Below are 26,334 nucleotides of genomic sequence, written 5' to 3' on the forward strand. Positions count from 1 at the left end.
CGTTCCCAAATGAATCGGGGCCGCGCCGCGAGCTTTTCCGGTGCGTCCAAAATGACTTCGGAGGCTTCAATGCAGGCCAGGGTATTGATTGTGATCGATCTGTTAAACGATTTCCTCGACCCCAAAGGAGCCCTCTTTTGCGGGGATGAGGCCCGGAAAATAATCCTCCCCGTGAAGCAGAGAATCCTGGAATTCAGAAAGAACGGGGGGCATGTGATCTTTCTGTGCGACGCCCACGCGCCGGACGACCTGGAGTTCGCCATGTTCGCGCCCCACGCGGTGAAGGGAACATGGGGCGCGGAGATTATCAAGGAAATCAAGGAGCTTCTCGACGAGGGCGACTGGTACGACATTATCGAAAAGACGAGATATTCAGGATTTTACGGTACAAACCTCGAAGAAACACTCAACAGGATGGGCATTCCTCCCGGAATTCCCGGCAACCCGGTGGAGGTGGCCGGAGTCTGCACCAGCATCTGCGTAATGGACACGGTGGGCGATCTCATCAACCGTCACATTCACAGCATCGTTCAAAAGAGCCTGGTGGCCGATTTCAACCCTGAGGCACAAAGCGCGGCGTTTTCGCGCATGAGAGACATTTACGGCGCGACGATTGCCGACTGAGGGCCATGAACGAAGAGCCCATCATAAAAAGCCTTCTGGACACGGACCTCTACAAGTACACCATGAGCCAGGCCGTGTGGGGCAGGTACCCGGAGGCGCACGCGGGATACCGCTACCGCTGCCGTAAGGGGAAAGACCTCCCGGAAGGCAGGGAAAGGGAATTCCTTCATGACCTGGAACGCGAGGTGGCGCATTTCTGTTCGCTTGGGCACACCGGCGCGGAACTTGATTATCTGTTCGGGCTCGGCTTTTTCAAGCCGGGATTTCTTGAGTTCCTTCGCCTTTTCAGGCCCAACCCGGACTTTGTGAAATGGGAGATGAACGCGTCGGGCGGGCTTTCGCTCACCGTGGAAGGCTCCTGGTACGCGTCCATTTTTTTCGAGGTGCCGCTTCTGGCCATCATCAGCGAGCTTCATACCCGGTATGAATCGTCTGGCCCGCCTGATTTCACCGAGGCCCGGAAAAGGCTTTCGGGGAAGATCGAAACCCTTAAATCTTACAACTGCTCAGTAAAGGGCAGCCCATGCCGCTTCGTGGACTTCGGCACCCGGCGCAGAGCGTGCTTCGCCTGGGAGAACGAGCTGACGGCCATTATCAAGCGTGAAATTCCGGAGTGTTTCGCGGGCACCTCCAACCTGCATCTGGCCATGATCCATGAGCTGCCGGCGGCGGGCACCATGGCCCACGAGTGGCTCCAGGCCCACCAGCAGCTTGACGTGCATCCAAGGGAGAGCCAGAAGGAGGCCCTCATGGCCTGGGCCAGCGAGTACCGGGGAAAACTCGGAATCGCCCTTTCGGACGTACTGGGTTTTGACGCCTTTCTGGCCGATTTCGATCCGTTTCTGGCAAAGCTCTACGACGGCTGCCGCCACGACTCCGGGGACCCGGTGGCATGGTGCGAAAAGCTCATCGCCCATTACGAGAGCCTCGGCATCGACCCCGCCTCCAAGACGGCGGTGTTCTCGGACAGCCTCACGTTTCCTGTAATGATCGAGCTTCACAGGCGATTTTCGGGCCGGATCAAAACCGCCTTCGGCATAGGTACCAACCTCACCAACGACACGGGAATAGCGCCCCTGGACATCGTGATCAAGATGGTGAGCGTTAACGGTCGCCCCGTCGCCAAGATTTCCGACTCCCCCGGAAAGGGCATGTGCGATGACGGGGCTTATCTGGCGTGGCTCAAGGGCCTTTTCGGGATAACCGGCACCAGCCCGTCTAAAAACGCGAACTGCGGCGTTGCACTTCATCGTTTTTAGACGGGCTTTGCATCTTGCCTTTTTCAATAGGCTGTTACGGAGTGAAATCGACTCCTCTGAATTACATTTCCTCCAGGGCGGTTTTATGGCCGCCGGTATCAAGGAATCCGACATGACAAGCATAACCCTGTTTCCGGGCCGCTACATCCAGGGCAAGGGGGCACTCGCCGGTTTGGGAAGCGAATGCGCAAGGCTTGGAGGCAGGGCCTTTCTCATCGCCTCGCCCAGTGCGCAAAAAAATCTTGCGCCTTCGGTTTTGACGGGCATCCGGGACAAATTAAGGGTCGTTGTGGAGCCGTTCGGGCGGGAATGCTCCGACGAGGAAATTGAAAGGCTTTCGGGCCTCTTCAAAAAAGCCGGAAGCGACCTTGTGGTGGGCATGGGCGGCGGCAAGACCCTGGACGCGGCCAAGGCCGTTGCGCATCTGGCGAAGGCTCCCTGCATCATGGTCCCCACCATCGCCTCCACGGACGCTCCGTGCAGTTCGGTCTGCGTTGTCTACACCCCGGACGGAATCTTCCTTCGGGCTGACTGCCTGCCCAACAACCCCAACGCGGTGCTGGTGGACACCAGGGTCATTGCCGGGGCTCCGGCCCGCTTCCTGGCGGCGGGCATGGGCGACGCTTTGGCCACGTGGTTCGAGGCCGAAAGCTGCCGGATAAAAGGAGCCCCGAATATCGCGGGAGCTGTGGGCTCCATGACCGCCTACGCCCTGGCCCGGCTCTGCTGGGACACAATAAGGGAATACGGCGCATCGGCCCTTTCGGCTTGCGGGGCCGGGGTGGTCACGTCCGCCTTCGAGCGCGTGGTGGAGGCCAACACCCTTTTGAGCGGCCTTGGATTCGAGAGCGCGGGGCTCGCCTCGTCACACTCCATACACAACGGCTTTACGGTGCTTCCCCGGTCGAAGAATTACTACCACGGCGAAAAAGTCGCCTTCGGCGTTCTGGTCTCATTGTTTTTAACCGGCAGGCGCCCCTCGGAAGTTGATCAGGTTTACGGCTTCTGCGAGTCGGTGGGCCTTCCCACGACACTTTCCGATCTCGGCCTTGCCGGGGCCACGGACCAGGACCTCTGCCGGGTTGCCGAAAAGGCCTGCGCCGAAGGGGAGAGCATGCACAACGAGCCCTTCGAGACCTCCCCGGAAGTGGTGGCCGACATGATAAAGGCCGCCGACGCGTGGGGAAAAATGAGGAAAGAGGCAAAATTGCGGGCATGACAACCTTGGATTCGGCGGGGAACTGACTCCGTCCCGGAGATAATCATGGCTGACGATAACTGCATCGTAAGGACGATGACCCACAGGGAAGTCGATCTGGCCATCGACTGGGCCGCAAAGGAAGGCTGGAACCCCGGTCTTTACGATGCAGGCTGTTTTTATTCGGCTGATCCCACGGGCTTTTTCATCGGGCTTTTGGGAAACGAGCCGGTTGCGACCATCTCGGCGGTAAGATATGGGGATTCCTTGGGCATGATAGGCTTTTACATCGTAAAGGAGGAACATAGGGGCAGGGGCTATGGCATTGCGATATGGGAAGCGGCGCTGAAGTATCTCGAAGGAAGAAACATGGGTGGCGACGGAGTCGTGGCCCAGCAGGAAAATTACAAAAAAGCCGGTTTTTTCACGGCATGGAGGAATCTGCGGCATGAAGGGCAGGGCGGAGGGGTTTTCCCTCAAAATCCGGCAATAAAAAGCCTGTCCGATTTTCCTTTTGAAACAGTCGATGAATATGACCGGCTGTTCTTTCCTGAGGGCCGGAGGCTATTCCTTGAAGCCTGGATCAACCAGCCCGGCTGCAAGGCAGTGGGATTTGAAAACAACGGCAAACTCATTGGCTGCGGGGTCATTCGCAAATGCCGCACGGGTTTCAAGATAGGCCCGCTTTTTGCCGACAGCAGGGAAGTGGCCGGAGAGCTTTTCAAGTCCCTGATATCCGGGCTGGGGCCCAACGAGCCGTTCTATCTCGATACCCCGGAAGACAACCGGGACGCCTTAGCGCTGGCGGAGGGCTTCGGAATGAAGGTCATGTTCGAAACCGCAAGGATGTACTCCAGGGAAAAGCCCGATATCCCGCTCAACCGGCTTTACGGGATCACTTCCTTCGAGCTTGGCTGAAAATGATGATATCTTAACAGCGGGCATCCTCCGGGCGGTTCAGGTTGCTTGCAACCGCCTTGTCATAAACGCCTGCGAAGGCGCGGCGGCAGGAGCGCAGGACAAGGTCCAGGCGGGAGGATGCGGGGGGCATGGCGCGAATCAATGCGCAAAGCTTTGGGGAGAGGATGACCGGATGCCCTGATCTGCCGTCAAAAACCGGGCTTACGGCATCGAGTGGGGGAGAGGCCTTTTCCATGAGAAATTTTACCGTTTGAACCTGAACCGGGAAAACGTCCACCGGAAGCACGACGGCCCATCTTTCGGGGTTTATTGACAGAAGCCCTTTTACCAGCGATGAAAACTGCCCGTCCTTGAAATCCGGGTTTTCCACGATTCCGGGAAAATCGCCAAGGCCGTCCCTCACTCTTCGGGCCTCGCTTCCTATCACCGTGGCAACGCTTCCGCACCCGGCATCCATCAGAAGGTTCCGTTGAAGAAGCGCCAGCCGCGCTCCCCCGATTTCAAGAAGGGCCTTGGGAAGGCCCATGCGCCTTCCCTCCCCGGCTGCGAGGATTATTCCGTCAAAGATGATTTCGGCCATTTTGCGAGCTTTTCAGGGTCAGCTTCAAATCTTATCAGTTGGGCCGCTATGCTCACCGCTATTTCGTTGGGGGTGACGGCCCCGATGTTAAGGCCCGCCGGCGAATTGATGCGGCCCGCCTTTTCCTGGTCTGCGCCGTTTTCAAGAAGCCTTTTCAAAAATCCCTTGCGTTTATTGACCGAGGCCATGAGTCCAAGGCTTTTGAACGGCATTTCAAGGGCTTGGCGCACAACCTCGTAATCATGGCTGTGATCCGGGGTCATGACAAGAACATGCGTTTCCGGGCTGAATCCGGCCTCGCCCGAAACCGCCCCGAAGGGTCCTTCCACCCGGCGCGCTCCTCTAAAAGCCGGAAGAGCGAGTCGTTCGGGCCTCTCGTCGTAAACCGCTATCGAAAAGCCGCAGCCTTGCAGAATCGGGCACAGGGCTTCGGCAACGTGGCCCGCGCCGAAAACAAGCACTTGACGTGAAAAGAGGTGGGCATCGAAAAATATTTCCATGCTTCCTCCGCAGGCAAGGCCGCCTGGGTCTTTAAGCTCGAATTTTTCCTTCACGCTTGCGCCTTCCCCACCAAGGATGGCCAGGGCCTTTTGAATGGCTTGGTGTTCGGTTTGCCCGCCCCCTATGGTTCCCTTGCATTGCCCGTCCGTCGTAACTATCATTGCTGACCCCGGTTTTGCCGGGGTGGAGCCTTCGACACCCACAACAGTAAGCAGAACAAAGGGCCGATGCTCCGCGCAATATTGGGCGGCAAGGGCGAAAATTGAATTTTCGGGCGAGTCCATCCCCGTTCCTCCATTCAATAAGGCCGCCAAGGGCGGACTTTCTGCAAACACGCTTATTGGTTGTTACGGCGCAAATTTTTTGGTATCTCAATATCATCATCATTGCCAACTATAAAGCAATCTTACGCGATATCGAAAGAGGAGTCCCAATCCTCGTGAAAAACCAGGTTCCCCACATAGGCGAGTCCTTGCCAAGGGCCGACGCACTGGCCAAGGTGACAGGCCGGGAAAAATACGCCACGGATTTCTACGACGAAGGCTTCCTCTGGGCTGCGGCCAAACGCGCGGGAATCCCACACGCCAAAATTTTGAGGATTCACACGGCGGAAGCTGCGGCGCTTCCTGGCGTATTCAAAATCCTTACCGCGAATGACGTTCCCGGAACCAACCGCCAGGGAATAGTGGTGAAGGACCAGCCGGTTATTGCCGATGAAATTGTTCGCCATTGCGGCGATGCTGTGACCCTGGTTCTTGGGGAGGACCGCAAAACCCTGGAAAAGGCCCTGGACCTTATAAGGGTTGATTACGAGCCCCTTCCGGTTGTTTCAGGCATGGATATCGCGCTTTCAAAGGATGCGCCGGTGCTTCACCCTTCCTGCCCCGGCGGAAACGTCTACGCCGACCGCGAGCTTTCCGTGGGTGAGGCTGAAGACGCCCTTTCAAAATGCCACGCCGTGGTTGAGGGCGTGTTTGAAACCCCCATGCAGGTTCACGGATTTCTGGAAACCGAAAACGGCACTGGCAGGATGGGCCAGGACGGCGTAATCACCCTTACTGTCTCCACCCAGGCCCCTTTCCGGGACCGCATGGAGATCGGCCACGCCTTAGGGCTTCCTTTTAGCGGCATCAGGATCATAAATCCTTACCTTGGCGGCGGCTTCGGAGGCAAGGACGGGGCCACTGTCCAGTGCCTTCTGGCCCTTGGGGCCATGAAAAGCGAGGGAAGGCCCGTAAAAATGTGGTGGAGCCGGGAGGAAAGTTTTTTTTCCGGCTACAAGCGCCACCCTGCAAAAATGCATTACAGGCTTGGGGCGGACGCAGATGGAAGCCTTGTGGCGCTTGCCTGCGAGCTTGATTACGACACCGGGGCTTACGCCCACCTGGGCGGCGAGGTTTTAAACGCTGGAATCGAACACGCAGGGGGGCCCTACCGCATTCCCCACACAAAAATCCGGGGCCGGGCAATCTACACAAATAACCCCATAGCAGGGGCCATGCGGGGCTTCGGGGCGGCACAGGCGGCCTTTGCCATGGAATCCATGATGAACCTTATGGCGGCAAGGCTTAACATGGACCCGCTGGCCATAAGGGAGAAAAACGCCCTGGTGCGCGGCGACAGGCACCCATCCGGGGCCTTTATCACCACGTCCAACGGCCTTTCCGCCTGCCTTGAAGGCGTAAGAAACCATCCTTTGCGAAAAAGCGCGCAAATCTGGAAACAAGAGGCCGGGCCGCACAAAAAGCGGGGGATCGGGGTTTCCTCTTTTTTTCAGGCAATGGGCTACGGCAGGGGCGTGCCGGATAACGCCATAGCGAAACTTGAGATTAAAAAAGACGGCACTTTCATAGTTTATAACAGCGTATCGGATATGGGCCAGGGAAACGCGGCCACGTATCTTCAGATAGCGGGGGAAATCCTGCGCCAGAGGGCGGGCGACATGGAGCTTGTGCAGCCGGACACCTTTCGCACCCATCCTTCCGGGTCATCCTCCGCCAGCCGCACCACCTTCACCTACGGCAGGGCTCTTATGGGCGCCTGCGAAATAATGAAGAAAAAGCTCCTCAACCGGGCGGCCCTGGTCATGTTCATCACGGACGACTCCGGCTTTGCGCTTCTGCCCGGAAAGGTGCGGCACATCCCCTCCGGAAAGGAAGTCCCCTTGAAGGTCATTGCGGGGGTTATGGGCGATGAGGACAGGGTTGTCGTGAACGAGTTCATGGTCCGCGTTCCCAAGGACCCTTTTACGGGGGACATGGCGAGCACCCACGGTTTTCCTCACAACATTTTTTCATACGCGGCCCATCTGGCCCGCATCGAAACAGACCTTTTGACCGGCGAAGTCAAGGTCTGCGATTATCTGACGGTCACGGACGCCGGGCGGGTGCTGAACCCTATGGTTTACGAGCAGCAGATTCACGGCGCGGTGGCCCAGGGGCTCGGCTACGCTCTGACAGAGGCCTGCATCGTAAAAAACGGCAAAATCGAAACCCCGGACCTTGCAACCTACATCATCCCGACCTCGCTGGATTTGCCCGACATGGAGTCGGTGTCCATAGAGACCGAGGAGGCCGAGGGGCCTTACGGCATGAAAGGCGTGGGTGAAATAGGTATGCTGCCACCCCTTCCGGCGGTGGCCTGCGCGCTAAACGATGCTTTGGGCGCGTTTCCGCACCAAGCGCCCTTTACCGGCGAAAACGTAAGCCGTTCAATGGAAAAGGCTTATAATCCATGCTGATAAAGTTCACTTTAAACGGAGAGCCCATTAACATTGAAGCCGCCGCCGAACGGCGGGCAGTGGACCTTCTGCGGGAGGACCTTGGTCTCACTGGGGTCAAGGAATCCTGCGGATCAGGCGAATGCGGGGCCTGCGCTGTGCTTTTTAACGGCGAAAGCAGGCTTTCCTGCCTCATGATGGCCTGCCAGCTTGAGGGAGCAATCATTACAACCGTGGAGGGCCTTGCCTGCGGCGAGGAACTGCATCCGCTCCAGGACGCCTTCATCCAAAAAGGGGCGGTGCAGTGCGGATACTGCACCCCCGGAATGCTCATTTCCGCCGCCGACCTTCTAAGGCGCAACCCCAAGCCCACCCGCCCGGAAATACGAACCGCCATTAGCGGGAACCTTTGCAGATGCACGGGGTATCAAAAGATTGTGGATGCAGTCGAGTCAGCCGCCGAAAACATGGAAGCCTGCACCCCGGCTGTCTTCCCGGAAAAAGCGATGGGGAGCCAATTGAAATGACAGTGCATTTTCCCGAAGACATAAAAAGCGCCCTTGACCTTTTCGATATGTTTCCAGATTCGCTTTTGTGGGCGGGCGGAACCGATTTGATGGCGGAACTGCGTGCAAAAAAGCGCCCTGCCCCGGAATCCGTAATCTTTTTGGAAAAAGTGAAGGAACTCGCGGAAATCCGTGATGAGGGCGTCTCCATATTCATAGGCGCGGGGGCAAGGCTCTCCGGCATAGCGGAAAATAAACTTATTCTTGATTCAGCCCCGGTTCTGACCCAGGCCCTTTGCGCCCACTCGTCCCCGCCAATAAGGAACATGGCCACCCTTGGCGGCAACATCTGTACTGCCTCCCCTGCGGCGGACGCGGTCCCGCCCCTTTACGTGCTTGGGGGCGAACTTTTGCTTCAAAAAAAGGATGCTTCCAGAAAAGTTCGCGCCGGGGATTTTTTCCTTGGCCCAAGAAAAACGGTGCTGGAAAAAGGCGAGCTATTGACCGGCGTGAGTTTCCCCAAGCCTCCCCAAGGCTCTGTACAGTATTTCGAGAAGGTGGGGCAGAGAAAGGCCCTTGCCATCGCCATAGTCAGCATGGCGGCAATATTGACCACGGACAGCGGGGGAAGGGTCGAAAAGGCCCGCTTTGCATGGGGAAGCGTTGGGCCGACCGTGGTTCGCATCCCGGAAACCGAGGCGATATTCGAGGGCAAAAAACCAACCCATGAGCTTTTCCGGCAGGCTGCCGAACTCGTAAAAGATTCCGTGCGGCCCATTGACGACATAAGGGCAAGCGCGGCCTACCGCAGCCAGGTTGCCGGAAACCTTGTTTTGCGCCTTTTGCCGGATCAGGTTTAAAAGCCGCCTGTCAGCGGGTCTTTTCCCAGTCAGCGTATATAAAGTCACGGATTTTTTTCGCCCGGTCGGTGTGAAGGACAAGGCCCTCCCAGTTGGGACGCCCCATAATCTTGTTCAGCATAAATCCGTCGCTGTCGTACCACCTTGGAAAAAGCCCGCCCATAAAATACCCGCGCTTCCTCAAAGCCTCAACGATTTCGAGGTTCCATGGCTCGGCCAGCCTCACCCAAACCTGGATGATCTCAAGACGGTTTTCCGTGGCAAGTTTTTTTTCAAACCCGTCAAAGGCCGCTTCAAAATCGCGCCCTGAGCGGTTTATGAAAATCCTGGCAACCGAAGCAAAATCGAAAACCTGCTTCGCAAATTCCGTTTTCACATCAGGAAGGGCTTCTGTTGGGGATTCAAGGGTCCGCTTATCGTCCAGGCCTTCATATAAAAACCTTAGTTCCGCATCATAAACCGGCGGCAGGAAAACAGTATGCGGTGAAGGCTTTACAGTCTTATACCCCACCACCGAGCCAACCCTTCCGGATGCGCTTTTTTCCTTGTCATAGGCGCTTGCGGGCATGAGATCAAGCTCTATGCCCGTCTCCACGAAGCCCAGCCTGCCGATGAGTTTCTGTATGCCATCGTGATTGGCAACGGCCTCCCCCCAGATGCCCTCCACGGGAAGGCCCTTTAGGCCCTCCGGCTCGAAAAAGAGCCTGCTCATAAGGCGCGTGGTTATGCCGTAGTTGCGGTACTCCGGGAAAACCAGGCCGGAGCCGGACTCGTAGATGTTTTCATAGGGCGAGTTCCTGAAAATCGCCGTCATGCCTATAACCCGGCCCTGGGGATCACGGGCGCTCATTATTATGATTTCCCGCCTGGCGCAGCTTTCGGCAAGGGCTTTGGGATCATAGTAGGTTCTAACCGGGTACTGGTCGCCGTAAACCGCCAGAAAAAGGTCGCGGATATATGGAGCATCCTCCGGCACGAAAAGGCCCACCGTAAAGGGGCTTTCGGATTTTTCGTCACTCATTTTTGCGGGTCCTTTTCATAAGAAGCGGGGTGAGCAAGGCCCCCAGAAGGGAAAGAGCCGCCGCCGCCGGATAAATGGCCCCGTAGCCCGATTTTGCTAGCAGAAATCCAGCGATCCAGGGGCCCAAAATATATCCTGCGTCAATCATCTCAAGCATCATGTTGGTGTTGTAGGTGCGAAGTTTCGGGTCTGAAAGATCGAAGATGAGAGCCCCAAGAACAGGCATCAGAAAGCCCCATCCCAGGCCAAGAAGGGCTGCGCTGAAAAAAAAGCCGTAAGCCCCGGCGGAGCGCCCCAGAAAAAAGAAGGACGCGGCAAGAAATACGAGGGAGCCGCCCGCAATGTGGGCCTTGCTTATTTTATCCATAAATTTTCCGCCGAAAAGCCGCACCGTTATCATTACAAGGGTGTAGATGGTGAAAAAAAGCCCGGCGTCCGTTATCCCTATGGATTTTGCGAATCCCTTCACGAAAAAAAAGGTCATGGTGGACCCTGTAAAGGTGGCCATGACCAGGAAAAACATGGCGAGCATGGCGGGGTCCTTGAAACCGGCCAGAATCTCGCCGCGTGAAAGCCTGGCATAAGGCGCTGGTGACGGCCCTTGCGCGGTTTTCCGGCCTTTTTCAACCACCCAAAGCATGGGAAAAATCAATAAAAGGACCAGGGCGGAAAAGATATAGATATTTGACTGGCTTACCCCAGCCCCCAGGAGCCTTTCGCAAAGGGGCGGAAAAACCGCGTATGGAAGAAGATTGGCGAGGGTCAGGATGCTGTAGGCCTGTCCGCTTTTTCCTTTCGGGATCACGTCAACCACAAGGGCCATGAGGGATGTTAAAAGCAGAACGAAAAACAGGCCGTGAACTATCCGCAAAATGAGCAGCCCGGTAAAACCCTGTGTAAGGGCGTAGGCCCCCATCGAGCATGATATTCCCAAAGCCGCGAAGGCGAGCCATTTCACAGCGTTGTTCCTGTGGATATAAGGGCTTATGAAGGGCCGCACTGTTATGGGAACAAAGTTGAAGGCGGCCAGAAACATTCCAACCGTATCGGCGTCAAAGCCGATTCCGCCAAGGTACTCCAGAAAGTTGAAAAAAACCGCCTGGTTGGAAAGGGCCAGAAAATAAATGGCCATGGCGAAAACAAAGCCTTTGGTGAATAGAGGCTCGGAATCAGGCTCTGCGGGTGAGGCTTCTTGCATGGATCGGCCTTTTGGGAACACATACCGCTTGGGTTTGCTGTCTTAACGTTTGGATGGAAGGATTTCCCGCATACCTCTTACCAGTTCCTCCATGTCCTCCATTGCGCCGAACGACACCCTTATGAAGTTGGGAAACCGGAAGCCCGTCATGGTGCGGATCATGAGGCCCTTTGCCATTAGTTTCCGGTAGGCCAGGCTGTCGCTCATGGGAAGCCTTGCCATCATGTAGCAGCCCTGGCCTGAAACCAGAAAAAGGCCCATTTTGCCGAATTCCCGTGTAAGGTAGTCGCGGGCCTCCCGCACGGCCTTTCTGGTGGCAGCAACGTGATGGTCCGCGTTCACCGCCTCTATGGCCGCCACCTGGGCAAGGGTATTGACCGAATACACCACGCAGGTTTTGCGGATTATGTCCACTATTTCGGGGGCTCCGCAAAGGTAGCCTATGCGCAGCCCCGCAAGCCCGTACATCTTGGAAAAGGTTCTGAAGCTCACCACGTTGGGATAAAGCCCGATCAAATCCATTGCGTCGGGAAAATCATCCTCCTCAACGAATTCCAGGTAAGCCTCGTCCACCACCACTATGGCCCGGCGGTCAACACGGTCAAGGAAATCCGTAAGCCTCTTTTTGCTCCAGTAGGTTCCCGTGGGGTTATTCGGGTTGCACACGAAAAAAATCTTGGTTCGCTCGTCGGCTGCGGTGAGCATGGCCTCGTCATCGAAGCCGTAGTCCCTAAGCGGCACGCAGCGGGCCTCGTACCCGGAGAAGCGGGCCACCCACTCGTAAACCGCAAAGGTCTTGTCTGCGGTAACGATGTTGTCGCCCTCCTGGCAGAAGGCCTTTATGACGAAGGCTATGACCTCGTTTGCGCCGTTTCCCACCAGAAACTGGTCGGGGTCCAATTTAAAGCGCGCTGCCAGAAGCTGCCTGAGATGAAAGGCGTCGCCGCTCGGATACACCGATGCCTTCACGGTGGGAAACTTTGTTATGGCTTCCCGTGATTCGGCAGGCGGACCAAGCGGATTTTCGTTGTTGTTCAGGCGAAGGAGCCGTTTTACGCCGTAATACTCCATCAAAACGTCGTCCGGCTTGGACGGGATATAGGCCTCGAAGCATTTGACATGGGCCGGAACCAGCCTTTCGAGATCGGGCATACGTGAATTCATGGCCGCTTCCTCACAGGCTGAAAAGGACTATATCGCCGTGGCCGGCATAGGGCATGACAAGGCGGGGGACAAAGCCTGCGTCCATAACAGGGCTTATCCATTCGGCCTGCCAGGGTCTTCCCAGATCGAGGCTGAAATAGACGCCGCCCGTGCTTTCCGGCCCAAGGGCCGCGATATGGGCCGCCAGGTTCTCCCTTACGTCCTTTCCACGGGAAACGGGCCATAATGTGGCGGTTTTTCGGGACCGGTCAATTTTGGCGAAAAGAACCGATGGCTGCGCCGCATGGCTTTCGGTAAGGCCGCTTTTGAGGATTTTTCGAGGAAGCGCCAAAAGCCCGTATTCCTCTTTCAAAAATGGTTCAAGCCTTTCGTCGGCCCATACCGAGCTTCCGGGGTCCTCGTGCATCTGCCGGAAATAATGGGGAATGCTCCGCAAGGCCCCGTCAAGGCCGGTTATGGGCAGCTCGCCTATGAGCTCGAAGTAATGGACCGGCAGGTCATGGTTGGGCCTGCGGTTCAAAAGGCCGAGAACCGGCAGTTTCGCAAGGCTTTCAAGGCAGCCGTTCAACAGCCCCTCGCAAAGGGCGGAATCGGCTTCCTCAGTAAGGATGTAAGGCCCAAGGCATTGCGCGGTTTTTGCTCCCGCCGTCCATTCCCACTCGATGCCCCCCAGAATCTCCCCTCCCTGGCTGACGGCGATGAGGGCGCAGCTTTGCCCGTGGCGCAGCATGTCCGCAAGCATTCCGGGATGGGCGAAAACCCTGGGTACCTCTTCGGGCGGATAAACAGCGGCCACGGATTCGGCGAGAAAAAAGGCCTCCTCCGGCTCAGGCGTCCGAACGGTGAAGGAGTCCGATGGCTTCGGTCGCTCTCTGCTATCGGCTTTTGCCTTCTCGTAGTTCTTTTCCTTGGTGAGGATGAGGGTGATTTTGTCGTCACCGCCGGTTTCCACGGAAAACCGGTCAACCATGCGGGAGGCGATGAGAAGCCCAACCTCGTCCAGACCCTGTTCGTCGGAGATGTCAACTCTTGAAGTCAAGTTGAAACTGTGAAGCGGAAAATGCCTTGCGGAAAACCCGAACTCAATATTGACGCATGACCCTCCCCATGAAGAGCGGATGGAAAGCTCCTGGCCGGGGCTTGTGCGGCACAGGTACATGAAGATTTCCTCGGTGGCCATCCCGACCCGCATGGACTCCTTCTGGCCGAGTCCCAAGGCAGTTGAGCTTTTTTCCGTCATGGCCCTTGCCACGGGAAAAAATTCCGGGCTGGCCGGGACATCCAGGCGGATGATGGGATTTTTCATGATTCGGAATCCTCGCTAATGCAGTAAAACTGAGCCGGTTTCAATCCTGTTAGCAGCCCGTTTAAAAAGGCCGGATATAACGCCTGGATAAAACGATGAAGCGCAAGGAGAGCGAGAAGCCAATGAGAAGCGTACCCGCCCAAGAAATCGCAGAGTTCTTGGGCTAAATCAGGATGTTCGTACGTGACCGAAATTGGCTTCGATGCACGACACCGCGATTCGCGTTTTAGCCAGGCGTTAGCGTTTTTTTCTTTTCAGCATGATCATGCGGTTGCCCGTTTCGGTGGCGGGTTCGTAATGCACGCTGTCCATCACCTTCTGCATCAGAAAAAGGCCTATCCCGCCCACGGGCTGGTTTATGTCCGCCTTGCCGTCGTATTTTATGCGCTTGTTCTCGAAATCAAAGGGCCTGCCGAAATCGGTTACAATAACCCTGATTCCGCCCGGAAAGGCCCCAAGCGTCACCTCCATTCGGTTATCGCTCCTGCCCCCGTATGCGTGGTCAATGACGTTCACCACGGTTTCCTCGAGGGCCAGGTTCACCTGCTTCATCTCGTCTTCGGAAAGCCCTGTCTCTTCCCTTAAGGCTGCGGTGAACGCGAAAAGAGGGGCAAGGGAAGAAAGGGATGCCGGAATCTCCATCGTAAATACCGGCCCGGTCTCCTCGATGGAAAACTGCACTGTCCTGTTGAGAACCTCGGTCGGGCGGCCCACGCAAAGCACTGTTATGTCGTCGTTTTGCGCCGCGTCACCCGTGAAATCCTTTACCGAAGCCAAAAGGTTATTGGCGAGGGAGCGGCTGTCGCACGATTTCACCGATAAAAGGGAATCAGTCAGACGGGCGTTTCCGAAAAGGGCGCGCTCGCCGTTCATGGCCTCTGTTACGCCATCAGTATAAAGCACCAGGGTTTCGCCGGGATTCAGATTAAAGGGTGTAGACTCGTAATAAACTCCGGGAACCGCCCCGAGCGGGGCCTGCCTGGAAACGGGAAGCTCCTTCACCTGGCCGTCGGCGGTCACCAGTACCGGCGAATTATGGCCCGCGCAGACAAAGCGGCCACGGCCCTTTCCAAGGTCCATCTCGCCGTAGAGCATGGTTACGAAATTGCAGGAGGCGTTATCCTGTTGCAGAATCATGTTGACCCGGCGGATCACTTCCTCCGGCGTGCTGGTCTTTTTGGCGAATTCCCGGACGAGAATCCGCGCCATTGCCATGAAAAAGGCCGATGGCGCACCCTTTCCGGCCACGTCTGCCACAAGAAAGCCGATTTTTTCGCCTGGCAGCCTGAAAAAATCGTAGAAGTCCCCCCCGACCTCGGTCGCAGGTTTTATGATGGCGTAAATATCAATTTTTTCGGCAAGTTCAGGGAAGGGCGGAAACTGGGTGGGTAAAATATCCTTCTGGATTTCAGCCGCTATCTGAAGCTCCTGCAGGTAGCGCTCCTTCTGGGATGTCTCTTTCTCAACCGCCTTCAGCTGGCTCACCACCGCCTCGCCAAGGGCGTTGAAGGCCCCGGAAAGCTCGCGTATTTCCCGCGCCCCCCTTTTTGTGTCCAGGACCTCGGAATAATCGCCCATGGCGTAATGCCGGGCCTGATCCACCAGCTTGCTTATGGGGGAGGACATCATGGAAGATATCCACATGATATAAAAGACGATTCCGGCCATGATAAGGGCTGCGACCACCGCCATCTTCTGCCTTAGCTCTATCATCGGCGAGAGGAGTTCGTCCCTGGGATACCAGACCACCAGGGTCCAGCCGGTGGCGGGTATGGAGGTTTTCACAACCCAGTTGCGGCTTGGGGTTCTTTCGTGTTCGATTTTTTCGCCGCCGCCTTTGGCCTGGGGCTCCTTCAGGATTTCCCTGAGTTCGGCCACGAATTTGGAGTCTGCGAACTTTTCCTCCCAGAAAGGCCTTTCTGAAATAATCCCTTTTTCGGGATGAGCCACAAGCCGCCCCGTTGCGGTTACAATAAAGGCGTAGCCGGTCTTGCCCACCGTGATGCCCTGGACCCGCTTCACCAGATGGGCGAGGGATATGTCGGCGGTGGCGATTGCGGTCACCCGGCCCGCAGTTTTGACCGGGGTGCTGTAGGTGGTCATGAGTACGTTGCCGCCCCCCTCGTCAAAATAGGGCTCCCCCCAGACAGATTTTCCGCTTTTCAATGGCTGCCTGAACCAGTCCCACCACTGGTAGCTGTAATCCTTTACAGCCAGAGACTGGTAGGCAAGATCGTTTTTGTTTTTGCGGTAATAGTAGGGGGCGTAGGTTCCGAGGGGGTTTTCCCCGGGAACCGTGGCCACGGTGCTGCCGTAGATGTCCGGATTCCTTTTGAGCATACCCTTGATAAGGTCGTGGATGAATCGTTCCCCACCGGCGGGCGCGGCCTCCAGGCCTCCGGCGAGTCCTTCCGCAGCCTGCCGCCCGGTCTCGAACACGAACTCGAATTCCATGCTCTGCGCCCTGGAAAGCTCGTAGACCTCGCGGGTTATCTGGGCAAGGACGGTGCGTTCGGTATCCTTCAGGCCAAAAAAGGCAAGCGCCCCGAACAGCGAGAGCATGGCCGGGATAAGGCCCAGGAGGAGCCTGTATTGTATTCGCATTGAAGCCCCTGACGCCGAAAGGGTGGAACAGCTTTACGCCAGGGCTTCCAGGCTCTTTGTCACCGGAATTATGCCCGCAAAGCCGCTTAGGTCCATAACCTCGGAAACAAAGGGGCTGGGATTCACCAGGCACATGGCTCCATCTGTCGCCTTCAAGGCCTTGAAAACCATCAGAAGCACCCTAAGGCCCGCACTGCTCATGTAATCGACACCTGAAACATCCAGGGCTATTTTGGCTTCGCCAGCCCCGACCCGGCCCATTGCGTCGGCCTGCAACGCGGGCGCGGTGGCAGCGTCAACGCTTCCTGATATTTCAAGCACTGTCCATCCTTTTAAGCTTGCTGCGTTTACTTTCATTGCATTCTCCGTATGGCGGCAAAAATCAGCATGGTGAGCCTGGCCGGATTCTCATGGTTCCGATCGGCGTATTCTATGGCATGGGCGATCTTTCCGTCCAGCTAAAAACGCCCGCTCCTTTTTCAGCATGCGATGGCCTTTTGCTTTGGGGGCCTGCCGGATGGCGCAGGATGTGACGGATTCTCCTTGCCCCTGGGGATTTTCCTGGATTTGGAGACGTCTTTGAGTGTAAAAAGGGGGCCAACTCAGTGAAAAACAAGTCGGCCCGTCATGCGGCCTGTCAAGAGAAACCGCATGGTGAAGATCATTGTGCCGGAAAAATTTGGGCGGCTTCGCCCCATGAAAACCCGAAATTTATGGAAATAGCCAGTATGAACGGGGAAAAGGCCTTGACGCATCAAAGCGGGTTCTGGGGGGAAACGACGGCCTTTCTGGCCCTTTTTCTCGATAACCTGGGCGTGCTCGTCTTCATGGGTGCGATACTCATGTTCACGTTCAATTTTCCGGCGGACATAATCATGAAACGCATGATCCCCGGATCGGCGGCGGGGGTCTTTTTCGGGGACCTCGTCTACACCTGGCTCGCCATACGGCACTCGAAAAAAACGGGCCGCCGGGACGTCACTGCAATTCCCTTAGGTCTCGATACGCCGTCCTCAATCGGCATCGCCTATGCGGTTCTCGGCCCGGCCTACATCGCCACTCAAAACGCCGAACTCACCTGGCAGATAGGCATGTGCACCCTTTTCATGATCGGGGTGGCCAAGGTGATCTTCTCTTTTTGCGGCAAGTGGGTGCAGAGGGTGGTTCCAACGGCTGGGCTTCTGGGTTCGATAGCGGGCATTGGCCTCATGCTGCTGGGCTTTTTGCCCCTTCTGGAGATTTTCAGCGAGCCGGTGGTGGGCATGGTGGCGCTCGGCATCATTTTTTCTGTGTTTCTGGGAAAGATGCGGCTTCCGGGACGGATTCCGGGTGTTCTGGTTGCGGTTCTGCTGGCGACGGGAATCCACTTTTTTCTGGGATACAGCGGCCTGCTTTCCGAATTCAGCGCCCCGTCATTTGAAATAACTCCTTCCCTTCCGGTTTTTTCAGCCTCGTTTCTCCACGCCCTCCCCCAAAGCATCCCGTATCTTCCCCTGGCCATCCCCTTCGGGATATTGACCATCATCGGTGGAATCAACAACACCGAAAGCGCCAGGCTGGCGGGCGATGAATACAGGACCAGGGACATCCTTCTGACCGAGGCCATAACGTCCCTCATCGCAGCCTTTTTCGGGGGCTGCGCCCAGACCACTCCGTATATCGGGCATCCCGCCTATAAAAAAATGGGCGCAACCTGGTGGTACACCCTGGCGACCGCGCTCCTGATCGGGATTTTTTCCCTTACAGGCATGCTTTCCCTTATCGCCGGGCTCATTCCAAGGGCTGTCCTGGCTCCCGTATTCATCTTCATCGGCTTTGAAATAATACACCAGGCATACAGGGAATCTCCGCCGGAGCATTCCCCCGCCGTCAGCTTGAGCTTCATGCCGGTCATCGCCAACCTTGTAATCATCATCCTGGGCCAGTTTCTGGGCGCGCTTTCCGTCACGCAGGACAAGCTCCCGGAACGGCTCCAGCTGATGCTCAACACCCTCACCGTTCTCAGCAACGGGTTCATCCTGACCGCCCTTTTATGGGGAAGCCTGCTGGCCTTTCTGATCGACCAAAGGCCAAGGCTCGCGGCCCTGTGCGCCTTGGCCTGCTCGGCTTTCACGCTTTTCGGCGTTATCCATTCGGTGCTGCCCACGGGCGCGGTTTACCTGCCCTGGACGATGCAGGGCGCTTTGCACTATTCCCTTGCTCTTTCCTATCTGTTGCTTGCCTCAATTTTCATGGTGCTGCGCAAGGATTGAATCTTTTAGCCCAGCCTGAAAAATTGAAAGTGCGGTTACAAGGGTAAGTTTCGTGTTATACTTTGCCTTGACTCAAAGCTCCAAGGGCCTGCGGACCGGCCCTTTGATCGATGATCGGATTTTGGTTGCGCATCGGGGACTTGCATGAAGATCACTCGCAGAAATTTTCTGAAAGCCCTGGGCGGGGCGACCGCCGGGGCACTTGCCGGTGCTGCGACTTCGGAAGCCGTCCACTCCATTCCCGTATCCGAAGACCGCTTGAAGGACGCGGTTTCAACCACGTCGGTCTGCCCCTACTGCGCCGTGGGTTGTGGCCTTATAGTCAAGACGCTGGACGGGAAGGTGGCCCAGGTGGCGGGCGACCCGGAGCATCCCATCAACCAGGGGGCCCTGTGCTCCAAGGGCGCGGCCCTTTTGCAGACGGCAAACAGCCCCGGACGACTGACAAGGGTTCTCTACCGTGGGCCGGGCAAGGACCGGTGGGAGGAAAAATCCTGGGAATGGGCCCTGGCCCGGATAGCGAAAAGGATAAAGGAGACCCGCGACGCCACCTTTGTGAAGGAAAAGGACGGGGACACGGTAAACCGCACCGAGGGGATAGCCTGCCTCGGGGGGGCATCGCTGGACAACGAGGAATGCTACCTCTACTCGAAGTTCGCCAGGAGCCTCGGAATCGTCTATCTGGAACACCAGGCCCGAATCTGACACAGCTCCACGGTCGCCGGTCTGGCGGCCAGCTTCGGCAGGGGGGCCATGACCAACCACTGGATAGACATAAAAAACGCCGACGTGGTCATGGTCTGCGGCTCAAACGTGGTGGAGAATCACCCCATAGCCGCGAGGTGGCTCCAGAAAGCCAGGGAGAACGGGGCGAAAATCCTTTCAGTGGACCCAAGGTACACCAGGACATCCTCATTCGCCGACCATTACTGCAAAATCCGCTCAGGAACAGACATTGCCTTTGTGGGGGGCATGATAAACTACGCCCTGGAAAAGGGCCGCATCCACCGGGATTACGTGGCCGCCTACACCAACGCGTCCTTTATCGTTTCCGAAAATTTCGTTTTTCACCAGGGCCTCTTTTCGGGCTTCGACCCGGCAACGAGAGCGTACGAGAAGTCCTCCTGGGCCTTTGAGACGGATGAAAAAGGCGCGCCCAAGAAGGACCCAACGCTTACCCACGAGCGGTGCGTGTTTCAGCTTCTGAAAAAGCATTTCTCCCGCTATGACCGCGAAACCGTATGCAACGTTACCGGTTCGCCGGTTGGGGATTTTGAAAAAACCTGCGACATATTCACATCCACATGCGCGCCCGGCAGGGCAGGGACCTGGCTCTACGCCATGGGCGCCACCCAGAGCACCCACGGCACTCAGAACATAAGGGCCTACGCCATCCTTCAACTTCTTTTGGGCAACATCGGGTTGGCCGGAGGCGGGGTAAATGCGCTCAGGGGGGAGTCCAACGTGCAGGGGTCAACCGACATGGGCCTTCTGTACAACGCCTTGCCCGGATACCTTGCAAGCCCGGAGCAGAAGGACAAGACCCTCGAACAGTACCTCAAAAACCGAACGCCGGTAAGTCTTGACCCCGAATCGGCCAACTGGCTTTCCAACACGCCCAAGTACATGGTTTCCCTTTTAAAGGCATGGTACGGGGATTTTGCCGGTCCGGAAAACGAGTTCGCGTTTCAACTCCTGCCCAAGAGAAGCGGAAACTGCTCGTATCTGCAGCTTTTCAGGGCCGTGGCCGAAGGCCTGGTAAAGGGGCTGATCCTGTTCGGACAGAACCCGGCGGTGAGCGGCCCCAACGCGGGACAGGAACGACAGGCGCTTTCCCGGCTTTCCTTTCTGGTGGCGGTTGACCTGTTTGAAACAGAAACAGCGGCTTTCTGGAAACGTCCGGGCCAGGACCCCCGGGAAATTTCCACAGAGGTGTTTTTGCTTCCGGCCGCCTTTTCGCTGGAAAAGGAAGGCAGCATCTCCAACAGCGGCAGATGGGCCCAGTGGCGGTATCGGGCCGCAGACCCGCCCGGAGAGGCCAGGCCGGACCTGTGGATACTGGACGCCCTGCATGAGGCCGTGAAAACCGAGTACGGGAAAGGGGGCGTTTTCCCCGACCCCGTCATCAGGCTGACCTGGGATTATGAATCCCGCCCCCCGGAAGGGCCGGACGTCCATCTCGTGGCCAGGGAAATCAACGGCTGTTTCACCAACGACGCGGAAATCGAGGGAAAGCGCTTCTCCAGGGGGGCGCAGTCGCCGTCATTTGCCATGCTCAGCGATGGCGGATCAACCTCTTCGGGCTGCTGGATTTATTCCGGCTCCTATCCCGGAAAGGATAAGTCGGACAACCGCATGGCCCGCCGGGGAGCTGCGGACGCGCCCAACAATATCGGCCTTTTTCCGGACTGGGCCTGGTGCTGGCCCGTCAACCGCAGAATCCTCTACAACAGGGCCTCGGTGGACGAGTCGGGCCGCCCGTGGAATCCGGCCAAGGCCGTGATAGAATGGGACCCTGCCCAAAAGAAATGGCTGGGGGACGTGCCTGACGGAGGCTTTCCACCCGGCGCGAAGCATCCTTTCATAATGAGCCCGGACGGGTACGGAGGCCTGTGGGCGAACGGCCTTGCGGACGGCCCTTTTCCCGAACATTACGAGCCTTTTGAAAGCCCCGTGAAAAATCTCCTTTCCCCCCAACAGAGCGGTCCGGCGGTGGTCCCCGTAAACGGGCCGGGGGCTTTGCCGCCCGGCGACCCCGGCCTTTTTCCCGTCGTGGCCACCACCTGCCGCATGACCGAGCACTGGCAGGCCGGAGCCATGACCCGCAACACGCCCCTCCTGGCTGAGCTGGTTCCCGATATGTTCGCCGAACTGGGTGAGGAGCTTGCAAGGGAGCTTGGCATCGAAAACGGGGACAGGATTCAGGTGGAATCCGCCAGGGGCAGCATAGAGGCCTATGCCCTGGTGAGCCCGCGCTTCTCTCCCTTTCGGCTTTCGGGGAAAACCGTGCATCAGATAGGGCTGGTCTGGCATTTCGGCTACCAGGGCCAGGCCACCGGCGACAGCGCCAACATGCTCACCCCGGACATCGGGGACCCCAACACGTCAATCCCGGAATACAAGGCCTTCCTGTGCCGGGTGAAGAAGGTTTGAGGGAGGGGCCATGAAGGGAATGCTCATCGACACCACCCGCTGCATCGCCTGCCGGGCCTGCCAGGTGGCCTGCAAGCAGGAGCACGACCTCAAGGCCCAGAAGACCCGGTTTTTCTGGGGGGACGGGTTTCAGAACCCGCCCCACCGGACATCGGAAACCTGGAACCTCATCACCTTCAACGATGTAAAAACAGAACATGGCTATGAGTGGGTGTTCGGAAGGCGGCAGTGCTTTCACTGCAATGAGCCCGCCTGCGCGGCGGCCTGCCCGGTGGGGGCCCTGCAAAAAACCGCTCAGGGACCGGTGGTCTATGATTCCTCCCGGTGCATAGGCTGCCGTTACTGCCAGATCGTATGCCCTTTCAACGCCCCCAGGTTCGAATGGGACAAAAGGGTGCCACTCATAAAAAAATGCGACCTTTGCGCTGACCGCATAGCAAGGGGCGACAAGCCCGCCTGCACCGCAACCTGCCCCACTGGGGCCCTCTCGTTCGGGGACCGGAAAACCCTTCTGGCGGAGGCCCTTGCCAGGATCAAAAACCACCCGGATCGCTATGTGAACCATGTTTACGGCGAAAAAGAGGTGGGGGGAACCTGCGTGCTCCACCTGGCCAAGGTGCCCTTCGATCGAATAGGATACCCGGCAGGACTGTCGAATACGCCCTACCCGGACCAGATAAAGGCCGCCATGAGCGCGGTTCCCTACGCCATGACGGGCATGGCGGCGGTTTTCGGGGGGCTCGCCTGGATCATCAACCGGCGAATGGCCGCCGGTGAAAATGAAAGCCGCGAGGAGGGCGGAAAATGAAGGGAAAAGCCTTTTTCGCCCCCACTTTCGGAGCCCTTGTCGTCTGGCTTTTCGCCTTGGCCGGAGCGGCCGCCATCGTTTACAGGTTCTGGGCCGGAATTGGGGCGGTGACCAATCTTTCCGACGGCTACCCCTGGGGACTTTGGGTGGCCGTGGACATCCTTGCAGGGGTTGCCCTTGCGGCAGGCGGTTTCGTGGTGGCCGGGGTGGCCCACCTTTTCGGCGGGAAACAGTTCGAGGCCCTGGCAAGGCCCGCCGTCCTTGCGGCCCTTCTGGGATATCTCATGTTCGTTCTGGGCCTTATTGTGGACATGGGCAGGCCGTGGAACATGATCTACCTCTATTTCGGCAACCACGGCTCCCCCCTTTACGAAATAGGCTGGTGCGCATCCCTTTACACCCTGGTGCTTTGCATGGAGCTTTTGCCTGCGGTCCTGGAAAAATATTCCATGAAAAGGGCGCACGCCCTCTGGCTCATGTCTTCGCCCTGGCTGGTGGTGGTTCTCCTGTCCACTTTCGCATACGCCATGACCTATTCCCTTGCCTGGGCCATGATCGTGGCGGCTGTCCTGTCGGCCTGGGAGTTGTCCATGGCCTTCGGAAAGTCCAGAAGAACGGTCCAGATTCCCATTCTGCTCATCGGGGCCGGGGTCATACTGTCCTTTCTCCACCAGTCCTCCTTAGGCGTCCTCTTTCTCATGGCGTCCCACAAGTTGAGCCCTCTGTGGCATTCGCCGCTTCTTCCCATACTTTTTCTGGTTTCCGCCATTTGCGCCGGAATCGGCATGATGACCCTGGAGGCCCTGGGCAGCGAAAAATTCATGGGTCGCCGCATACCCCTTGCGCCCCTGGCGGCCTTTGCAAGGCAGATGCCCGTAATACTGGCCTTTTACCTCATACTGAAGATCGCGGACATATTAGCGCGCGACGCCCTTCACCTGGTTTTTGCAGGAGGCGCGGCAGCCGTCATGTGGTGGGCGGAGATGGGCCTGGGCCTGGCGCTGCCCCTTGCGCTCTATCTCAAGCCGGGCTTCGTTGATAATCGAAGGGGGCTCTTTGCGGCCTCCTTTCTGGTGGTGGCGGGCGTTGTCATCAACCGGATAAACGTGGCCATGATAGGTGTGGAAGTGGAGCGTTGGGGGCCTTACCACCCAAGCTTTACGGAATTGCTCATAACTTTCGGCATCATCGCCATGGGACTTCTGGCCTACGATTTTTTGTCGGACGAGCTGCCCATCCACGAAGGCGCATGAAGCAAAGCCGCTTTGTTTTTCAAGGAATACCTGCTAATATCGCCGGGCGGCTTGGTTCAATCCGGGCCGAACCCGAATAAAAAAAGGAGAACCCAAATGAGAGAAGTGGCCATTTTAGGCGTGGCCATGACCCGATTCGGCATATGGGAAAAGACCAACCTGGAGCTTTTCGCAGATGCGGCCCTTGAAGCCATAGACAAATCGGGCATAACGCCGAACGACATCCAGGCGCTTTTTTTCGGCAATTGCCTGGGCGATTTTGAAGAAGGCCAGATACACATGGCCCCCTTTGCCCACGACGCCATAGGGCTTCCCATGTCGGCACCGGCGACTCGATACGAAAGCGCCTGCGCAACTGCAACGGTGGCCATCCGCCAGGGGGCGCTCCTGGTGGCTTCGGGCCAGTACGACATGGTCCTGGCCGGCGGAACCGAGAGGGCCAACGCAATGGGGACGCCTTTGGCCACCCGCACCTTTGCCATGGGATGCCACGCCCAGAACGAGACTCCCACGGGAATAACGTTTCCCGGCGTTTTCGCAATGGCGACTCATTTATACAGCAAAAAATACGGAATCCCCTTGGCCGCCCTCAAGCGCGACATGGCGGAAGTGGCGGTGAAAAACCATTTCCACGGCTCCAAAAACCCCAAGGCCCATTTCGGCAAGGAAATCACGGTTGAAAAGGTCCTAAACGGCATGATGGTGGCCGACCCGCTTCAGCTTCTGGACTGCTGCCCCTTTTCGGACGGAGCCAGCGCCGTTGTGATCACCACCCTTGAAAAAGCCAGGGGGCTCGTCAAAAAGCCCGTTGTCATCGCCGGAATGGGCCAGGCTTCGGCAGGGCCCCTTGCCATGCAAAAGGACCTCACCAGGGTCCGGGCGCGGGAGGTTTCCAGCAGGGAGGCTTACGCCCAGGCGGGCGTCACCCCCAAAGACATCCAGGTCTGCGAAGTGCATGACTGTTTCACCATCGCCGAAATTCTGGCACTGGAGGCCCTTGGCTTCTACGAGTTCGGCAAGGCCCACGACGCTGCGGCCAAAGGGGAGACCCGAAACGGTGAAAAGGCGAAAATCGTGGTGAACCCTTCGGGCGGGCTGAAGGCCAAGGGGCATCCAATAGGTGCCACCGGGGCCGCCCAGGTTACCGAAATAGTGGAGCAGCTCCGGGAGGAGTCCGGCGACAGGCAGGTTCCCGGCGCCAAGTGGGGCCTGGTGGACACCCTTGGCGGAGACCTTGGAACGGTTTGCAACCTGATTCTTGCGAGGGCCTGACGATGACGACATTTGTTGACTACCAAAAAGCCCTGGCCGAAGGAAGGCTTCTGTGCTCGTCCTGCAAAAACTGCAACGAATGCGCCATTCCGCCGCGCATCGTGTGCAGAAACTGCCAGGGCAGGGACCTTGTGGTTGAGGAAACCGAAAAGCGGGGCGTGATACGGACTTTCACCGTAATCCGCATAGCGCCTTTGGGTTTCGAGGCCCCCTACATCGTTGCGATGGTGGAAACCGGCTGCGGAGCCTGGGTAATGGGAAACCTTCTCGGCGTCGAACCGGACAGTGCGGATATGGACCTGATGGGAAAAACCGTGTCCATAACCAGCAGGATAACCCCTGCCGATACCTACAGCATCGGGGAAATCCATACTTTGGCCTTTGAGCTTTCAGAGCACCAATAATTCGCGCCGGAGGAAAGTCATGAGCGAGCCCAAGTCGCCGGAGGAAAGAAGGCAGAGCCCAAGATTCTCCAAGACCATGTCGGTGCAGGTCAAGTCAGATGTCTGGGACGTGACCGGACACATCAGCGACGACGCCGCCGGAAAAAACATAGGCCTCGGCGGCCTGAGCTTCGTTTCCGGGATATGCTACGAGATGGGCGGCAACCTGGACATGCTGGTGAGGATTGCCGACTGGGACCCCGACGCCCTGAAGCGAGGCATCTACATAGCGGTGTCCAGCGCCCCGTACCGGGTGGCGGGCCGTGTGGTGCGCTGCGAAGAGATGAGGGGGCATCCCGGACATTACGAGGTGGGCGTCCGTTTCACCGAAATAGCCGAGGACGACCGCAAGCTGCTTGCCAGGCACTTGGGCCTTGACTGACGGGCGGGTTAAAGACAGTCGCGTAAAAATTGATCATCCAGCGCATAGGAAGTTTTGGGGGGAAAGGGGATCGCATGAACCAGGATCAGGCAAAGGGCAAGTGGAACCAGATAAAGGGCAGGGCGAAGAAGGCCTGGGGAGAGCTCACCGACGATGATTTCATCAAGGCCGAAGGTTCCCTGGACAAGCTCTACGGAATCATTCAGGAGAGGTTCGGGGACACAAAGGAAGCGATAAAGGCGAAGCTGGACAAGCTGCACCTGAAATGACGGGGGCGGCGGCCCGGCGGCAGTTCCGGAACCCGCCGCGC

At 57.5% G+C, this 26,334-nt stretch carries 23 protein-coding genes; 15 read left to right on the plus strand and 8 right to left on the minus strand.

What is annotated here, in order from left to right; translation table 11 throughout:
- Positions 1-69: 69 nt before the first annotated feature.
- From HZB23_03175 to HZB23_03190, 4 genes are all read left to right on the plus strand, one after another.
- On the plus strand, positions 70-624 hold the full coding sequence (locus HZB23_03175; protein MBI5843656.1) for a cysteine hydrolase: 555 nt from the start codon (positions 70-72) through the stop codon (positions 622-624).
- Positions 625-629: 5 nt separating this feature from the next.
- Positions 630-1,883, plus strand: coding sequence for a nicotinate phosphoribosyltransferase (gene pncB, locus HZB23_03180; GenBank protein ID MBI5843657.1), 1,254 nt, complete (start codon positions 630-632; stop codon positions 1,881-1,883).
- Between the two features lie 112 nt (positions 1,884-1,995).
- The gene (locus tag HZB23_03185; protein ID MBI5843658.1) at positions 1,996-3,102 is read left to right on the plus strand and encodes a glycerol dehydrogenase; all 1,107 of its coding nucleotides are present in this window, start codon (positions 1,996-1,998) and stop codon (positions 3,100-3,102) included.
- A 45-nt stretch (positions 3,103-3,147) separates the two neighbouring features.
- On the plus strand, positions 3,148-3,999 hold the full coding sequence (locus tag HZB23_03190; GenBank protein MBI5843659.1) for a GNAT family N-acetyltransferase: 852 nt from the start codon (positions 3,148-3,150) through the stop codon (positions 3,997-3,999).
- A 13-nt stretch (positions 4,000-4,012) separates the two neighbouring features.
- Here the strand turns inward: HZB23_03190 and HZB23_03195 are convergent, their stop codons facing one another.
- Together HZB23_03195 and HZB23_03200 are read right to left on the minus strand one after the other, a co-directional pair.
- Positions 4,013-4,582: an NTP transferase domain-containing protein gene (locus HZB23_03195; protein MBI5843660.1), complete on the minus strand. Its 570-nt coding sequence runs from the start codon at positions 4,580-4,582 to the stop codon at positions 4,013-4,015.
- The gene (locus HZB23_03200; protein MBI5843661.1) at positions 4,555-5,367 is read right to left on the minus strand and encodes an XdhC family protein; all 813 of its coding nucleotides are present in this window, start codon (positions 5,365-5,367) and stop codon (positions 4,555-4,557) included. The genes HZB23_03195 and HZB23_03200 overlap by 28 nt, the downstream gene beginning before the upstream one ends.
- Positions 5,368-5,522: 155 nt before the next feature.
- Between HZB23_03200 and HZB23_03205 the strand changes: the two genes are divergently transcribed.
- Genes HZB23_03205 through HZB23_03215 form a run of 3 tightly spaced genes read left to right on the plus strand, consistent with a single transcriptional unit; the run spans position 5,523 to position 9,168 of the window.
- Complete coding sequence (locus tag HZB23_03205; protein ID MBI5843662.1) at positions 5,523-7,823, plus strand: xanthine dehydrogenase family protein molybdopterin-binding subunit; 2,301 nt, start codon at positions 5,523-5,525, stop codon at positions 7,821-7,823.
- The gene (locus tag HZB23_03210) at positions 7,817-8,329 is read left to right on the plus strand and encodes a (2Fe-2S)-binding protein (protein ID MBI5843663.1); all 513 of its coding nucleotides are present in this window, start codon (positions 7,817-7,819) and stop codon (positions 8,327-8,329) included. Before HZB23_03205 ends, HZB23_03210 begins: the two co-directional genes overlap by 7 nt.
- Positions 8,326-9,168, plus strand: coding sequence for a xanthine dehydrogenase family protein subunit M (locus HZB23_03215; GenBank protein MBI5843664.1), 843 nt, complete (start codon positions 8,326-8,328; stop codon positions 9,166-9,168). Before HZB23_03210 ends, HZB23_03215 begins: the two co-directional genes overlap by 4 nt.
- A 10-nt stretch (positions 9,169-9,178) precedes the next feature.
- Here the strand turns inward: HZB23_03215 and HZB23_03220 are convergent, their stop codons facing one another.
- From HZB23_03220 to HZB23_03245, 6 genes are all read right to left on the minus strand, one after another.
- On the minus strand, positions 9,179-10,189 hold the full coding sequence (locus tag HZB23_03220) for a GNAT family N-acetyltransferase (GenBank protein ID MBI5843665.1): 1,011 nt from the start codon (positions 10,187-10,189) through the stop codon (positions 9,179-9,181).
- Positions 10,182-11,387 carry an MFS transporter gene (locus HZB23_03225; GenBank protein MBI5843666.1) on the minus strand — a complete coding sequence of 402 codons (1,206 nt, stop codon included), beginning with the start codon at positions 11,385-11,387 and terminating at the stop codon, positions 10,182-10,184. Before HZB23_03225 ends, HZB23_03220 begins: the two co-directional genes overlap by 8 nt.
- Before the next feature lie 42 nt (positions 11,388-11,429).
- Positions 11,430-12,551 (minus strand): histidinol-phosphate transaminase, encoded by a 1,122-nt coding sequence (gene hisC / locus HZB23_03230; protein MBI5843667.1) that lies wholly within the window; start codon positions 12,549-12,551, stop codon positions 11,430-11,432.
- Between the two features lie 10 nt (positions 12,552-12,561).
- Entirely contained in the window at positions 12,562-13,857 is a 1,296-nt protein-coding gene (locus tag HZB23_03235; protein ID MBI5843668.1) for a hypothetical protein, read from the minus strand.
- 237 nt (positions 13,858-14,094) lie between these two features.
- Entirely contained in the window at positions 14,095-16,461 is a 2,367-nt protein-coding gene (locus HZB23_03240) for a SpoIIE family protein phosphatase (GenBank protein ID MBI5843669.1), read from the minus strand.
- 33 nt (positions 16,462-16,494) lie between these two features.
- The gene (locus tag HZB23_03245) at positions 16,495-16,818 is read right to left on the minus strand and encodes an STAS domain-containing protein (protein MBI5843670.1); all 324 of its coding nucleotides are present in this window, start codon (positions 16,816-16,818) and stop codon (positions 16,495-16,497) included.
- Between the two features lie 389 nt (positions 16,819-17,207).
- On the opposite strand from HZB23_03245, the gene HZB23_03250 reads away from it, so the two are divergent.
- The 8 genes from HZB23_03250 to HZB23_03285 all read left to right on the plus strand — a co-directional run bounded on the left by HZB23_03250 (position 17,208) and on the right by HZB23_03285 (position 26,293).
- A complete protein-coding gene (locus tag HZB23_03250; protein MBI5843671.1) occupies positions 17,208-18,713 on the plus strand; it encodes an MFS transporter in 1,506 nt (501 codons plus the stop codon).
- 144 nt (positions 18,714-18,857) lie between these two features.
- On the plus strand, positions 18,858-21,866 hold the full coding sequence (fdnG, locus tag HZB23_03255; protein ID MBI5843672.1) for a formate dehydrogenase-N subunit alpha: 3,009 nt from the start codon (positions 18,858-18,860) through the stop codon (positions 21,864-21,866).
- A 10-nt stretch (positions 21,867-21,876) separates the two neighbouring features.
- Positions 21,877-22,674, plus strand: coding sequence for a 4Fe-4S dicluster domain-containing protein (locus HZB23_03260; protein MBI5843673.1), 798 nt, complete (start codon positions 21,877-21,879; stop codon positions 22,672-22,674).
- A complete protein-coding gene (gene hybB, locus HZB23_03265) occupies positions 22,671-23,927 on the plus strand; it encodes a Ni/Fe-hydrogenase cytochrome b subunit (GenBank protein ID MBI5843674.1) in 1,257 nt (418 codons plus the stop codon). Before HZB23_03260 ends, hybB begins: the two co-directional genes overlap by 4 nt.
- A 96-nt stretch (positions 23,928-24,023) precedes the next feature.
- Positions 24,024-25,199, plus strand: a complete 1,176-nt coding sequence (locus HZB23_03270) for a propanoyl-CoA acyltransferase (protein ID MBI5843675.1) — start codon at positions 24,024-24,026, stop codon at positions 25,197-25,199.
- A 2-nt stretch (positions 25,200-25,201) separates the two neighbouring features.
- The gene (locus HZB23_03275) at positions 25,202-25,603 is read left to right on the plus strand and encodes an OB-fold domain-containing protein (GenBank protein ID MBI5843676.1); all 402 of its coding nucleotides are present in this window, start codon (positions 25,202-25,204) and stop codon (positions 25,601-25,603) included.
- Positions 25,604-25,622: 19 nt separating this feature from the next.
- Complete coding sequence (locus HZB23_03280; protein ID MBI5843677.1) at positions 25,623-26,024, plus strand: PilZ domain-containing protein; 402 nt, start codon at positions 25,623-25,625, stop codon at positions 26,022-26,024.
- 74 nt (positions 26,025-26,098) lie between these two features.
- A complete protein-coding gene (locus tag HZB23_03285) occupies positions 26,099-26,293 on the plus strand; it encodes a CsbD family protein (GenBank protein ID MBI5843678.1) in 195 nt (64 codons plus the stop codon).
- Positions 26,294-26,334 lie beyond the last annotated feature (41 nt).

The sequence above is a fragment of the Deltaproteobacteria bacterium genome (assembly GCA_016235345.1).
GTDB lineage: Bacteria > Desulfobacterota > Desulfobacteria > Desulfobacterales > Desulfatibacillaceae > JACRLG01.